Annotated in this window: 17 protein-coding genes and 2 tRNA genes; 11 read left to right on the top strand and 8 right to left on the bottom strand. The window is 51.5% G+C overall.

Features of this window, described 5'->3' with window-relative positions; genetic code table 11:
- Nucleotides 1-31: 31 nt before the first annotated feature.
- From JQN73_RS08950 to JQN73_RS08940, 3 genes are all read right to left on the bottom strand, one after another.
- A complete protein-coding gene (locus tag JQN73_RS08950) occupies nt 32-796 on the bottom strand; it encodes an SDR family oxidoreductase (RefSeq protein WP_205322710.1) in 765 nt (254 codons plus the stop codon).
- A 73-nt stretch (nt 797-869) separates the two neighbouring features.
- Nucleotides 870-1,901, bottom strand: coding sequence for a phosphotransferase family protein (locus JQN73_RS08945; protein ID WP_205322709.1), 1,032 nt, complete (start codon nt 1,899-1,901; stop codon nt 870-872).
- Nucleotides 1,902-1,918: 17 nt separating this feature from the next.
- Entirely contained in the window at nt 1,919-2,590 is a 672-nt protein-coding gene (locus tag JQN73_RS08940; protein ID WP_205323279.1) for a histidine phosphatase family protein, read from the bottom strand.
- Nucleotides 2,591-2,715: 125 nt separating this feature from the next.
- Between JQN73_RS08940 and JQN73_RS08935 the strand changes: the two genes are divergently transcribed.
- On the top strand, nt 2,716-3,609 hold the full coding sequence (locus tag JQN73_RS08935; protein WP_205322708.1) for a LysR family transcriptional regulator: 894 nt from the start codon (nt 2,716-2,718) through the stop codon (nt 3,607-3,609).
- 86 nt (nt 3,610-3,695) lie between these two features.
- Here the strand turns inward: JQN73_RS08935 and JQN73_RS08930 are convergent, their stop codons facing one another.
- Entirely contained in the window at nt 3,696-3,980 is a 285-nt protein-coding gene (locus JQN73_RS08930; RefSeq protein ID WP_205322707.1) for a chorismate mutase, read from the bottom strand.
- A gap of 50 nt (nt 3,981-4,030) precedes the next feature.
- Nucleotides 4,031-4,504 (bottom strand): SRPBCC family protein, encoded by a 474-nt coding sequence (locus JQN73_RS08925; protein ID WP_205322706.1) that lies wholly within the window; start codon nt 4,502-4,504, stop codon nt 4,031-4,033.
- 135 nt (nt 4,505-4,639) lie between these two features.
- Here JQN73_RS08925 and JQN73_RS08920 point away from each other — a divergent pair, with 135 nt between their 5' ends.
- The 3 genes from JQN73_RS08920 (at nt 4,640) to JQN73_RS08910 (ending at nt 8,304) form a co-directional block, all read left to right on the top strand.
- Entirely contained in the window at nt 4,640-6,703 is a 2,064-nt protein-coding gene (locus JQN73_RS08920) for a UvrD-helicase domain-containing protein (RefSeq protein ID WP_205322705.1), read from the top strand.
- A gap of 135 nt (nt 6,704-6,838) precedes the next feature.
- Entirely contained in the window at nt 6,839-7,126 is a 288-nt protein-coding gene (locus JQN73_RS08915) for a DUF4404 family protein (protein ID WP_205322704.1), read from the top strand.
- Between the two features lie 278 nt (nt 7,127-7,404).
- Nucleotides 7,405-8,304, top strand: a complete 900-nt coding sequence (locus JQN73_RS08910; protein ID WP_205322703.1) for a recombination-associated protein RdgC — start codon at nt 7,405-7,407, stop codon at nt 8,302-8,304.
- Nucleotides 8,305-8,351: 47 nt separating this feature from the next.
- Here JQN73_RS08910 and JQN73_RS08905 read toward each other — a convergent pair whose 3' ends face one another.
- From JQN73_RS08905 to JQN73_RS08895, 3 genes are all read right to left on the bottom strand, one after another.
- On the bottom strand, nt 8,352-9,497 hold the full coding sequence (locus tag JQN73_RS08905; RefSeq protein WP_205322702.1) for a GGDEF domain-containing protein: 1,146 nt from the start codon (nt 9,495-9,497) through the stop codon (nt 8,352-8,354).
- Nucleotides 9,498-9,850: 353 nt separating this feature from the next.
- Nucleotides 9,851-9,927 (bottom strand) — tRNA-Asp (locus tag JQN73_RS08900).
- Between the two features lie 35 nt (nt 9,928-9,962).
- Nucleotides 9,963-10,038 (bottom strand) — tRNA-Val (locus JQN73_RS08895).
- Nucleotides 10,039-10,356: 318 nt separating this feature from the next.
- Here JQN73_RS08895 and JQN73_RS08890 point away from each other — a divergent pair.
- From JQN73_RS08890 to JQN73_RS08860, 7 genes are all read left to right on the top strand, one after another.
- Nucleotides 10,357-10,836, top strand: a complete 480-nt coding sequence (locus JQN73_RS08890) for a PACE efflux transporter (RefSeq protein ID WP_240162484.1) — start codon at nt 10,357-10,359, stop codon at nt 10,834-10,836.
- A 105-nt stretch (nt 10,837-10,941) separates the two neighbouring features.
- A complete protein-coding gene (locus JQN73_RS08885) occupies nt 10,942-11,418 on the top strand; it encodes an energy transducer TonB (protein ID WP_240162483.1) in 477 nt (158 codons plus the stop codon).
- Between the two features lie 217 nt (nt 11,419-11,635).
- Complete coding sequence (gene rnk / locus JQN73_RS08880) at nt 11,636-12,046, top strand: nucleoside diphosphate kinase regulator (RefSeq protein WP_205322700.1); 411 nt, start codon at nt 11,636-11,638, stop codon at nt 12,044-12,046.
- 134 nt (nt 12,047-12,180) lie between these two features.
- A complete protein-coding gene (locus tag JQN73_RS08875) occupies nt 12,181-12,681 on the top strand; it encodes a hypothetical protein (protein WP_205322699.1) in 501 nt (166 codons plus the stop codon).
- 273 nt (nt 12,682-12,954) lie between these two features.
- The gene (locus tag JQN73_RS08870) at nt 12,955-13,260 is read left to right on the top strand and encodes a YqjD family protein (protein ID WP_205322698.1); all 306 of its coding nucleotides are present in this window, start codon (nt 12,955-12,957) and stop codon (nt 13,258-13,260) included.
- Nucleotides 13,261-13,284: 24 nt separating this feature from the next.
- Complete coding sequence (locus JQN73_RS08865; protein WP_205322697.1) at nt 13,285-13,695, top strand: phage holin family protein; 411 nt, start codon at nt 13,285-13,287, stop codon at nt 13,693-13,695.
- A gap of 27 nt (nt 13,696-13,722) precedes the next feature.
- Nucleotides 13,723-14,100 (top strand): hypothetical protein, encoded by a 378-nt coding sequence (locus JQN73_RS08860; protein WP_205322696.1) that lies wholly within the window; start codon nt 13,723-13,725, stop codon nt 14,098-14,100.
- Nucleotides 14,101-14,128: the final 28 nt, after the last annotated feature.

Here is a 14,128-nt window from a genome sequence, read left to right as displayed (position 1 = left end):
CGTTCGAGGGTAAAGTGCGCCGGGTGCCTGTTTACAAGGTAAAGCCACCATCGACGACAATACATTCCCCGGTCGTGTAGCTGGCGGCGTCGGAAACCAGATAGAGCACGGTGCCGGCCATTTCGCGCGGTTCAGCATGGCGTCTCATCGGCACGCGCGCCATAAAGGAATCGTAAATGTCCTTATGCTCGAACAGGGCGCCGGCAAACTTGGTTTTGGTAAAACCGGGCAGCAGCGCATTGACCCGAATTCCGAGTGGCGCGCATTCCTTGGCAAATGCCTGGGTCATATTGACGACCGCGGCCTTGGTAATCGAGTAAATCCCTTGCATATCGCCGGGCTGCAGAGCGTTGATTGACGCGGTATTCACAATCGCACCGCCGCCGTTTTCGCGCATCAACTTGCCGGCCCCGACCGACATGAAAAAATAACCTCGGATATTGACGTCGACGGTCTTGTTGTATGCGGCCAGATCGGTGTCCAGAATGTGACCGAAATAGGGATTGGTCGCCGCATTATTGATCAAAATATCCAGTTTTCCATGGGTCGTTTTGATATGAGAAAACACCTTTTCGATATCTTCAAGCGAACCGACATGGCAGGCAAAGGCTTCCGCGCTACCGCCGCGTGCAATGATGGCGTCCGCCACCAGCTGACAGCCGTCCAGCTTCCGGCTAGAGACAATCACGTGAGCACCTTGCTCAGCCAGCAGCAGGGCAATTTCTTCTCCAATACCGCGGCTTGCACCGGTAACGAGGGCGATCTTTCCCGTCAAATCGAATAGCTTGGTGCTCAATTGTCTTCCTCCAGAAGTTTGCTTTATTTATCGATGCTTTCTTGTTACATCAACGTACATCAACGGTCGTTGATCAGCCCTCTTTTTCAATCAACTCAACTGCCAGCTGCGCCATTTGACCGACCATACTGCCAACTTGTACCGCTTTATCACTGGAAGCATTGCCGTCCAATCCGCGTTTTCGCACTCCCTGAACAATCGCTGCCAGTCGGAAGAAACTAAAGATCAGATAGAAATGCCAGTGTTCGATCGCATCGATGCCGCGTAACTGGCAATAGTGTGCAACCAGCGCCGCTTCGGTCGGGACACCCAATTCCTCGCGATTTTTATTCGCCAGTCCGGATATATGACCGCCGGAGGGTAAACGCAAACACATGCAGAAATAGGCCAGATCGGCCAGCGGATGGCCGAGCGTGGATAATTCCCAGTCAAGCACCGCCAAAACGCGGGGTTCAGTGGGATGAAAGATCAGATTGTCGAGACGATAATCTCCATGCACCATGCCAATCTGGCCGTCATCAGCTGGCATATTGGCTGGCAACCAGGCGATCAGCGTCTCCATTGCATCAATCGTCTCAGTTTCTGCAGAGCGATATTGTTTGGTCCACAGGCCGACCTGACGCTCGTAGTAATTACCGGAACGACCGTAATCGGCCAAACCGGCGGTGTGAATGTTGACATCATGCAGCGCTGCCAACACGCGTATCAGTTCGCTGTAATGAGGCGCGCGTTGTTCGCGTGGCAGCTCTGATAAAGCAGGGTCCCAGAAAATGTTTCCCTGCTCAAAACTCATGACATAGAACATGCTGCCGATCACCTCGCGGTCATCGCACAGATGATAAGCATGCGCTACCGGCACATCGGTGTCTTTCAGCGCGACGAGTACCCGAAATTCTCGATCCACCGCGTGCGCACCTTTAAGCAAAGCACCGGGCGGCTGACGGCGCAAGACATAATTACCGTTCCGGGCTTTCAATAGAAAGGTCGGATTGGACTGGCCACCGGCAAATTTTTCCGCCGTCAGGGGGCCCTGAAAACCGTCAATCCGGGTCTCCAGATAAGCCGCAAGCCTGGCGGTATCGAGACTGTTCACATCGGTTGTCATTGAAATGATTTCCTTTTTTATCCGTAAGTGATCGCACTCAGGCGATCTGGCTGATCGAGATGAGGAATATTATTAAAACTCGCCAGTTTGATGGCTTGCTGATTGAAATAATAATGAGAAAAGCTGGTGTTTCTGACCTGCAAATTTAGTTCGATGGCGATATTGGCGGGCGCTTCCAGCACCTGCCTGCCGATCATACCGCTCGGTCCGCCGGAACTGACCACCAGAATACGCTGCCCACCACATTGCTGAATAAAAAGCAGGGCATCCCTGACCCGCTGAGCGAAGGCATTCCAGCTTTCCGGTAATGGTCCACTCAGCTGGTTCGCTGCCCAGAGCTGCAGTACCTGCTTTAATCCTACATAAAAATCATGCTTGTCGCCTGACGTCAGTCGCTTCAAGTCCGCATGCTCTTCGCCGACAGCGTTAAACAACGCATAAAAATCGTATTCGTTTAATCCCGGATGTTCACTGAACACGGGAATCTGACCGTTTCCATGAAAAATGCCCTCGGCTGTCTGGCGGTGACGCAACTGCGTTCCCACTATCACACGGTCGAACTGGATGTCACGCTCCGCAAAGTACTGCCCCAGCCATTTTGATTGCTGATGCCCCAGCGGCGAAAGTCGATCATAGTTATCCGTCCCGAAGGATGCCTGCCCGTGTCGCACCAGATAGAACTCAGCCATGTCTTTCTCGCGTCTCATTATTTATTTCACCAAATAATATCAAGCAAACTCATATTTTTATTATTTATAATAATGATACGTCACTATAATCATTGATTATAGTTCCTGCCAGAATAGGATGTGCGATGCGTTTGAATCAAGTTGATCTCAATCTGTTTGTAGTGTTTGAAGCGATCTATGCCAAGCGCAATCTCACTCGGGCTGCGGAAGTACTGTGCATCTCCCAGCCTGCGGTGAGCAACGCCTTGTTGCGTATGCGCAAGACCTTCAACGATCAGCTATTTGTCAGTACGCCGCAAGGGATGGTGCCGACCCCGGTGGCTGAGAACATCGTGGGGCGCGTGGGTGAGGCCTTACAGTTACTCAATGCCAGTGTGCAGGAAGCCGAACTGTTTTTGCCCGGGAGCGCCCAGAAGATCTTTCGGGTCAGTATGAACGACTTGACCGAAACCCTGCTGCTGCCGACATTAGGCGATTTGTTACAACGAGAAGCGCCCGGCATTCGCATTGAGAGTTACTTTAGCAATCGCCGCGATGTTTCCCGCGAGCTGGCAACCGGGGCGCTTGATCTGGCAATCGATGTCCCCCTCCTGATTGACGACACGCAATTGCGCCATGGTCCGATGATGCGGGAGCGTTATGTCTGCATGCTACGCAAGGGCCATCCTCTGGCCGACCAGCCATTGACGCTGGACAGCTATCTCGCATTGGGGCATATCCATATTTCGAGCCGCCGGGAGGGCCTCGGTTTCGTCGATACGGCGCTCAGCAAGCTTGGCTTGTCGCGAAAAATTCAAATGCGCGTGCAACATTATATGGTCGCGCCCCCGATCGCCATGCGCACCGATCTGGCACTGACAGCACCGGTGGGGCTGGTGCAGAGCCATGACGCCATCCAATTAGAGTTACCGTTTACGCTCCCTGCTCTGGAATCACATCTATACTGGCACCGCAGCGCCGATCAGGATCAGGCGAACGCCTGGCTACGCAGCAAACTCCTGCAAATGATGGGCGCGTAAATTAGTTGGGTGATTAAGGTTCGGCTTACCCAGACAACGCAGACACGCAGACAACGCAAATAATGCACGTACTAGCGCTCTGCGGGCTACACCTCGCGATGCTTCTGGACCACGGTTTTCAACATGGTTTGGAACAAATTTTCGATGAAATCCGGGTCAACGCCTGAATCGGTGGCTAGCTTGCGCACTTTTTCAATTTGCAAACGTTCACGATCCGGATCTCTTGCCTCGAGACCTGTCTGTTTTTTCAACACGCCGACTTGCGCGGTAAGGCCAAATCGCTGACCTAGCAGCTTTACCAACTGCGCATCGACAATATCAATTTGATCACGTAACTGTAATAATTCGGGATTTACAATGCTGTCTGACATGGGAACTTTCATCTGATTGGTGCGCAGTGCACTATGTTGACTTCGACAACTCAATTTAACCCATCGTTGTCAGCGAGTTCGCGGATGATGCGGATCATTTCAATATCGGCTTGCAAATAGGCGGCCCGACGATAGCCATCGACCATTTCTTCTTCGGCACTCAAAACGGCACCGCTGACGTCATCGGCATACGAAAAACGCACAAACAGCGCATGCGGTTGCGGCTGTTCGATAGTCATCGTCAGACTTGAGCCTAACAACTCTCCTTGCGGTGGAACCTGATAACGAACCTGTAACTGCGGCAAATAGGTCACGCTATCTCGAATAACAAGTTTTCCGTATTGCAACTCTCTCGACAAACCATCCATCGATTTTTCCAAAATCTGACAGCCGTCCAGATGTGGAACAAACAACATCTGTTGTTCAGCGCGCAGCACCAGCCCACGCCAAAGCTGCTCAGAGCTCAATGGTTTGATCAACGGATTGAGAGGATCGTTAATTTCGATCAAATGGGTAAATTTCATAAAGACTCGGTAAATGTGGCTGCCTGAAGGCGATAACCGAATTCTCCCACACTATGCGCGGCAGTTCACCCGCAGCAACAGCATTGGTGGTCCAGACTGTTAAAATAGCCCGCTTTGCTCCTTTTCGGTTCCAGCATGTCGTCTACTCCCAATTTCGGTCTCAACGCTCCCCAACGGGAAGCCGTCAAATACATGGACGGCCCATGCCTGGTGCTGGCCGGCGCAGGTTCGGGAAAGACACGCGTGATCACCCAGAAGATTGCCCATCTGATTGAAGACTGCGGCTACGAGCCGCGCCATATCGCGGCGCTGACATTTACTAACAAGGCCGCCACCGAAATGCAGGAGCGGATTGCCAAGTTATTAAAAGAGCCGAAGCAAGCTAAACACATTACCGTGAGCACGTTTCACTCGCTGGGCGTTAAGATATTACGCCAGGAGGCCCGTGAATTAGGGCTAAAAGATCGCTTCTCGATCATGGATAGCGACGATTGTTTTTCAATTGTGCAAGATTTGGCGATCACCACGGATAAACAATTGATCCGCCGGATTCAAACCGCGATGTCATTGTGGAAAAATGGCTTGATCGATCCGGAACAGGCGCTTCAACAAGCCGTGACCGAAGATGAAGCACAGGCCGCACGCATCTATTTGAGTTATGTAGCAACCTTAAAGGCGTATCAGGCCGTAGATTTCGATGACTTGATTCGCTTCCCGGTAGAGTTATTTCGTACCAATGAAGTCGTGCGCGACAAGTGGCAGCGGCGCCTCCGCTATTTGCTGGTGGATGAATATCAGGACACCAACACTTGTCAGTATGAACTGGTCAAATTATTGGTCACCGGTGTCGGCAAAAAACCCATGTTCACGGCAGTGGGCGATGACGATCAGGCAATTTACGCCTGGCGCGGCGCGACGATTGAAAATCTGAAAACCCTGCAAGTCGATTTCCCGGATTTAAAAGTCATCAAGCTGGAACAAAATTACCGCTCTTCCACGCGGATTTTGCAAGCGGCGAATGCCGTGATCGGCAACAATCCCAAGATGTTCGAAAAATCGCTCTGGTCGGATCACGGTCTCGGCGATCCAATCAAAGTCATGGGAATGGAAGACGACGAGAAGGAAGCTGAGCAAGTTGCCATTATGTTATCGGCACATCGCTTCGAGCGGCGCGCCAAGTTTGCCGATTACGCGATTCTATATCGCGGCAATCATCAGGCCCGGATTTTTGAAAAAGCCTTGCGACGTGAGCGGATTCCGTATGTGATGTCAGGCGGCCAGAGTTTTTTTGACAAGGCCGAGATCAAGGATATCATCAGTTATTTGCGCCTGATCGCCAACGAAGACGACGATCCGGCGTTTATTCGCGCGATTACCACGCCCAAACGCGGCGTAGGTCAGGCGACGCTGGAAATCCTGGGGACGGTTGCCGGCCAATGGCAATGTTCGCTGTTTGAGGCCGTTTTCAAAGGCGGCATTGACGCCAAGCTCTCCGACCGGCAGCTTTACCCGCTACGTCAGTTTGGTAACTTCATCAATCAACTTGAGGCGCGTGCCAGTCGCATCGGACCGGCAGGCAGTGGTGAAAATGCCGCCGCCGTGCTCGACGACATGATGAAGGAAATCAATTACGAATCCTATCTTTACGACAGTTTCGATGATCGCCAGGCCCAAAGCAAATGGCAAAACGTTCTCGATTTCACCAACTGGCTAAAGGAAAAAGGCACCGGGGGCAAAGATGGCAGCGGCGAAGAAAAGAATTTGCTTGAATTGACCCAGATGGTCGCGTTGATGTCGATGCTGGATGGCCGCGACGAAGAACCGGATGCAGTAAGGATGTCCACTTTGCACGCCTCCAAGGGACTGGAATATCCGCATGTGTTCCTGATCGGCGTGGAAGAAGGCATCTTGCCCCACAAAGGCGATCCCGACGCGCCGGTTGAGGTGATCGCAGCGCGGATCGAAGAGGAACGTCGTCTGATGTATGTGGGAATCACCCGCGCCCAACGCAGTCTCCATGTCAGCTGGTGTAAAAAACGCAAGCGTGCCGGCGAAAGCGTGCATTGCGATATGTCGCGTTTTATTAAAGAAATGAAGCTCGACGAAGGCGACGCCGTGCCGACCGAAGATGAAGTGATCACCCCGCAAAACCGGTTGGCAAATTTAAAAGCGTTATTGCAAAAGCCGCGCGTAGCGTGAGATGATGGGATCAGCCTGCCGACCATCTGTCGCGTATCGATAGGCAGAGGCAGATCCTGAAGATGCCGCGTAACTGGGTTAATGCCAGCAAGACGTTTATAACCAAGCAACATTTCAGCAAAAAGAGAAATCATCATGAGCATCGACAACCTCAAAGAATCATTGCAAAAATTGCACGCAACGCTGGAAAGCGGCGCACCTGTCGATCCTGAAATCAAAGCGCTGCTACAAACTCTGGACGCCGATATACAAAAAGTATTGGCCAACAACGCCGATGCGACATTGGCACCACCGGCTGAAGAAGCCAGCAGCGATCTGGTCAATCAGGCCCAGAAAATCTCTGCACGTCTGGCTGTCCGTCATCCACATCTGGAGCCGGTCTTCCGCGACATCGCCGATATGTTGACCAAAATGGGGATTTAAGGAGTGCAGCTGAGGGGATTTCTTCGTCCAGACGGATTATCGCCTCACCTCACCTCGCCTGTTTAGTGCCTTGCGCACAACAGAAGAAACCTGACAGAAGCAATATTGTCTGTGACGCCAATATCTGCCTCACGTTGCGGCCTTGTTAAGGATTGATAGAAAACCTGCTCGAACAGCCGCACGCGTTTATCTCCCTTTTTTCCAGCACCTCGTTGCATACCTCCACGGGTTCGCCCTGTCGGGTGCAAATTGGTGCATCACTTTTTTAACGGATTACCATGTGGTTTAAAAATCTACAAATTTATCGCATTCCCGCACCTTGGGCGATCTCGTCCGATCAGCTGGAAGCTTTTTTATCCAAACAGGCATTTGCCGAATGCAGCAGTCTGGAAATGCAAAGTCAGGGCTGGGTATCCCCACGCGACAACGGCATGCTGGTCCACGTCGTCAATCGCCAGATTATTCTGGCGCTCGGCACAGAGAAAAAACTGTTACCTGCAACAGTCATCAACCAGGTCGCCAAAGCACGCGCCGCTGAAATCGAAGAGCAACAAGGTTTTGCGCCGGGACGCAAACAACTCAAAGACTTGAAGGAACAGGTCACCGATGAACTGCTGCCACGTGCGTTCAGCATTCGTCGGACCACTTGGGTGTGGATCGATCCGGTAAACGGTTGGCTGGTGGTCGATGCATCGAGCCCGGCTAAAGCAGAAGAAGTCTTGAAGCTTCTACTCGGCTCTGTAGATAAATTGCAGGTTTCCGGACTCCGCACCGTCCACTCGGCACTTACCTCGATGACTGATTGGCTGGTCGCGGATGAAGCGCCAAGCGGATTTACAGTCGATCAGGACACCGAGTTGCGCGCTAACGGTGAAGGCAAAGCCACCGTGCGCTACGTCCGTCACACGCTGGAAGCGGATGACGTAAGGCGCCACATCGCCGCAGGCAAACAATGTACGCGCCTGGCGATGACTTGGGCTGACCGAATTTCATTCGTACTGACCGAAGGGCTCGCGGTTAAACGCGTAGCGCCGCTTGACGTGATCAAGGAAGAAAATGACGTTACCAGCAGCAACGATGACGAACGTTTCGACTCCGATCTGGCGTTAATGACCGGTGAGTTGAATAAACTTCTTAATGATCTGGTATTTTCTTTGGGTGGTGAACCGACAGCCTGACCGTTACCTGGAGCCCTAAGCTTAGGCTGGTGTTTAACGTAACTAAACTAAGCCACAGCCGCATCGATGGACCCTACGTCGTCGATGCCGCATCCTTTATTTTGCATCTGGTTGCTGGTCACGACCCGGTTGCGCCCTGCCGACTTAGCGGCGTACAACGCGTTATCGGCGCGCTGAAAAGCCGATGCCACCGTTTCTCCAGCACGAAAATCAGTCACGCCAATAGAGGCCGTAACGACAATACCTACACCGAATTGATGCCAGTTAAAGATCGCCGTCATAGCGCAAATACGTTCGAGCGCGATCAATCCCTCAGCGATGGTCGTCCCGGTCAGAACCAATACAAATTCATCTCCCCCATAGCGGGCGAAATGGTCGCTGAGACGCATTTGGTCGCGTACGATCTGCACGAAGGCTTTTAATACCTCGTCGCCCACGGGGTGGCCGAATCGATCATTCACCGTTTTAAAACCGTCCAGGTCCAAAATGGCGATGCAAAATGATTCGCCACCGCGTTGAAATCGCTTCTGTTCAGAATCCAGGATTTCACCCAGTGACCGCCGATTTTCCGTATTCGTCAATTCGTCCCGAGTTGCCAATTCTTGCACACGCTCCATGGCTAACAACAAGGCACTGTTTTCTTTCGACATGCGCCGACCCAAGCGGGTTAAATAATCGGCGATAAATACGCATCGTCCTAATGTCAGCGTGAACGATAAATACATCAGCATCACCCCGCGCGAATCTCCAACTGGCAGACTGAGCCGGGCACCTGTCAGATAGAACACCACTGCGAGGCCCATGGCACCGATCAGCCAGCTAACGATATAGCGACGGGTCGAAAGCGTCGCGACCCCAAACGCGTACACGGTAAAAAGGTTGATCAAAAACAGATACCCCACCTCGGGTGCCAGGATGACAAAACTCAGTTGTCCAAAGGTTGACACCAACACCTGGGCCAGGGTCATGCTGGGATCTTTTAACCTGCTGTTGTATCCTGCGCGAATAAGAAAATAAAACCCGCCGTTAATCACGATTGCCATCACGGCGTACATCATCGTGACCGACATCGGCAGCACATTATTGCGGGCAAAAAGAGACAGTAGCAAGGTGTCCAGCGCGTAGCTCAACGTTACCCAATACAGCATGCGGCAGGTAATGCTATTAATACGAGTGAGTTGTACGAGTTCCATAACTGCCGATCGGTTTGGCGCTTCGTGTGCTACGGCGGATGCAATTTAAGCACCTCTGCTATCAATAACGACGTTGTCGACAACAGCGAAAACAGCGAAAACCCCGATAGGAAAGGCCAGATTCCGACAATAGCGCGATGTTGCGATGCAGGCAAGCCAACTGATAACGTAACGGGGAATTAAGAGAAAATAGGATTTCCAATTGGAAACAATCGAACGAAATCACTTGAAAACGACCAAACGTAGGTCGTTTACCCAATGTCATTCAGGCCGAAGTTCATAACGCGGCAGGTCTTGCATCGATTAATCATTAGACGAAAAAAGACGCACCTAGGTGCGTCTTTTCGTGATCTTGGCGGAGCGGACGGGACTCGAACCCGCGACCCCCGGCGTGACAGGCCGGTATTCTAACCAACTGAACTACCACTCCTTGTATTACATACTATTTACGACTATTCGGCTAAGTGGTGGGTGCTGAGAGGCTCGAACTCCCGACCTACGCCTTGTAAGGGCGCCGCTCTACCAACTGAGCTAAGCACCCAATATGCTTGTTCAGCCGAACTTCCGTGGCGTTTGTCACAACGCCAGAGAGGCCGAATTATACATTAGATTTTTTATCCGTCCAGAGTTTCCTGCAAATTTATTAAAATAACTTTTGAACGAGCGCCAGAACCGGGATTGAACGGAGAATTAACTGACTTTTACCCTCCAGCATCCGCCCCGAACGCAATAAAAAATCAACGTATATCGGACTTCACTTGCCCGCGCGGGCAATACCTTAACCCGATATCGGGCCAAGACTTCGCGGGCGATCCCATAAACCCATCGGCAGAATACCGGGTATTCCCACCTGAACGACGTGGGAAGCAGTCTGGGTGGTTATACTTCGGGTTGGCAACTATTTTTTTCAGGACTCATTATCTCTACTTTATTTCGCCGCATTCTTCATGCAATACTTTTCGAAATCGGTGCTCTGGTCATTCTGGTTCCCCTCATGTCCTACGGACTAGGATTGGAATTGTTTCATTTCGGGGCGCTAGCGTTGATCCTCGCAATGTGCGCGATGGCGTGCAATATGCTCTACAACCACGGTTTTGAATGGTTTGAGGCGCGTTATGGATGGATGCGAACCATCCCCGTCCGTATCGGTCATACACTTGGGTTTGAACTGTGCTTTATGGCCGTGGCACTTCCTATCACCGCCTGGTGGATGAACATCAGCGTGGTACAAGCTTTCATGCTCGATTTGGTGTTTTCCGTATTCTTCATGCTGTATGCATTTTGCTTTAACTGGATCTATGACATCGCGCGCCGCCGTCTGAACAGGCGAACCGAATAAAACCACCCTTCTGGTAAACTTTATTAAATGCTAACAAAGCGCTAATATTCAGGTGTGATCTTTTGTTCGAACATTTCGATCTCGAGGTGACCTATGGAACGCAAGATGTCAGCTTTTACGCTGTGCCTGCTGGCCCTGATTTCGGTGGGACTAACTGGCTGCGTCGGTGGACTGATTGACCATCTTAGTAATAACGCTCAGCCCATCCATCCGACACCTGCAGTCACTGCAAACACCACCACCCTTGACGGCTACAAACGCAATCTCGCCCAACGGATCGTCGCAGTCAATTCAACCAAGGTATACATCGGCCGCCCGCAGGCATTGCTGCGAGCGGTGATTGTTCTGAAATTTTATATCGATGCGGACGGTCAGTTACTACGCACGCAAATTCTACGCACGAATCAAGATCGCGTGGCAGAAACAGTCGCCGTGTTATCGGTAAAAAATGCTGCGCCGTTTCCTAAGCCAGAAAGTTACCTGTTGCGCAAAGGCGAGATCGAGATTTCAGAAAGTTGGCTGTTCAACAACGACGGTCGCTTTCAGTTGCGCACCTTGGCTGACGCGCAAATGGGCGAATAATCTACCGCTGGCAGGTGATAAGACATCGCGCAGTCGACACAAAATCCGTATCACACGTGCGTAACGCCGACCTGCGCTCAAAGGACTTGGCTTGCGTCTGCGGTACATCTCGCCTACCATCGAACCTTATAGCAAAGCTTCCAAACTACGCTGACATATTAATACCGCAACGTTTTTGGACTAGCAACTTCATTCGCTTATTTAAAGAGAAATCATCATGGATGTTAAACCGCCAATCACCCTTTCAAGCTTCGATATGGAGCGGATTGAGCAATTGCTGGAATCCAGCACTTACCGCAATGCGCCGGCTGTCGACTCGTTGAATGAGACGTTACTGCGCGCTCAGGTCGTCCGCCCTGAAGATATACCGGCAGACGTCGTCACAATGAACTCGGCCGTGCGCTTTATGGACGATAAGACCAATACAGAACACATATTAAAATTAGTCTATCCACATCAGGCGACCACGCCCGACGCTGTTTCTATTTTGGCGCCGGTTGGGAGTGCCTTACTCGGCTTATCTGTTGGGCAATCCGTCGCCTGGCAAGGCCCGGTCGGACGCGAGTGTCAGTTGCACGTGCTGGAAGTCACGTATCAGCCCGAAGCCAACGGCCAGTACAACCTTTAAAATACAACGTTAACATCGGATGGCCTGTTTTCGGCGCGCCCATTGCAGTGATGGCCCGCGCGAATTAATGCGCCTCCCGAAGCGCCAACCATTAATACCAACACCAATTTTTACTTCACAATTCTAAGGCTATCATGTCAACCGCAGATTACCAGCGCCCGCCCAAGCTTTACCGTTACTCCGAACGCCAATGGCTCGAACGTGCCTTGACGCTGGGAGAGTTTCGCCTGCGCCCCCCTGTTGAAAGTTTGCAAATAAATCATTTGCATAATCCTTCTCGTACCTCGCCCCAGATGCTCACATTAAGTTTGAGTTGCGCTGCCGACGATGCGCTCTTTGGCGAGTTTGCCAACAGTGATTGCTGCCTTGTGATCAATGATCCGGAAAATTTCGGCGAGCGCATCCATCGGGCGGCGCAACGCCTGCTGCCAAGTTGGACCGGCATTGACGGCGCGATTTCTTATGGCCAGCCGAATCCGCTCGGTGCAGCTTTCACGAAAAATCAACGCAATTCCGTACAAAAGGAATGGATGTTTGCCTGGCGCCCCACCCAGCCAACAATGTCGTTGCGCCCTATCGTCATACAAATTGGCAATATCGAGGCTATTGCGGAGCTCCAATCCAAGAAGAACTAACGATCACCCGGGCTTTTATTTTCATGCGGAAAAAGCATCTTCGATCTATCTGCCGTGCAAATAACGTTGCGCAGAATGATCATTAATGACGTTCTAATTATCTTCCCGTGAGAAATTAAACTAAAATCTTCCTTGCCAAATAAATATTGCAACCAATTAGCATTGAAGCAATCCAACTTGGCGTTGGAAATGATTAAAAGACAATAATCTGAACACAAACGCCAGATTCACAGGCGCTATTCGTTATACTGGTATTTTATTAGCAAGGAGCCAATGATGCAAAAATCGAGCTTTAAGACTACTCGCGGCGATATCCGGTCGTTAGTAAAAGATGCACAGGATCTATTCCACGAGGCAGCAGCAAACACCGGCGACACAGCAGAGTTGCTGCGCGACAAGGGACTCGAACTTCTCGATTTAGCGGTCGCCAAAGCGCAAGATGTACAAACTGCGGCACTTGAGACCGGAAAAGAAATAGCAGCCACAACGGACGACTATGTCCAAAAAAATCCTTGGGGTGCGGTGGTCGTGTCGGCCACTATGGGTCTTTTACTTGGCCTGATTATCTCCCGTAAATAACCGCAACTTAACCGTCAGGCGAGCATGGACAACTCAACATCCAGGCATTCCGATGCCAAGCAATCCGCTCCCCATCAACCGGGACTGATATCAAGTACGGTGGGTATCGCCAAAAACATGTTCGCGCTGGTCATCAGCCGGATAGAACTCGCTGCGTTGGAGTTTTCTGAAATTGGCACGCATATCGTCAAGCTCATGCTGGTGTTTTCACTCGGCATTTTGGCATTGTTATTTGCCCTGGCATTTTGGAGCGGACTGGTCGTCGTCCTCGCCTGGGACGCATTAGGTTGGAAGATATTGCTGATATTGGCTGCACTTTTCAGCGTAATCGCTCTCGCAATGGGACTTTACGTCCGTAACATTTTGCGACAAGGCCGCATCGGCCTTCCGCAAACCATGCATGAATTGCGACAGGACCGGGACGCGCTACTTTGATACGGTACTCACTAAACAGGGCCTGATATGCAATCTGAATCCCATGCCGAACGCAAGCACTCCTTGGCTGAACGCAAGCTACAACTACTGCGTGAGGGCGAAATGTTTCGCGCCGAAATACTCCTCTGTCGCGACGGTGTGAGGTCGCACATGCCAGGGGGAACCTTCTCGAAAGGGTTATTAGGGCGCGTGGCCGGAACGGCGTACGCATTGCTGGCAAAGCAGCCTGGCCTGTTTTCAGTCTCTCGCCTGCAATCGCTGGCTCCGCTTCTGGTCACCGGCGTCACCATATTGTCAAAACGTCCGATCCGCAAATCCTTGTTCTTTGGTGGCATCCTGATTGCCGCTGCAAGCACCGCTGCTTACTTCAGCACGCGCAATAAAAAAGTCTCAGACATCGACTAGTCGCCACCTCATTAAGCGATGGTGCTGT

It is taken from the genome of Glaciimonas sp. PAMC28666, assembly GCF_016917355.1.
GTDB lineage: Bacteria > Pseudomonadota > Gammaproteobacteria > Burkholderiales > Burkholderiaceae_D > Glaciimonas.
The sequence above is the reverse complement of the archived record's forward strand: the minus strand, read 5'-3'. Positions and strand labels throughout refer to the sequence as shown.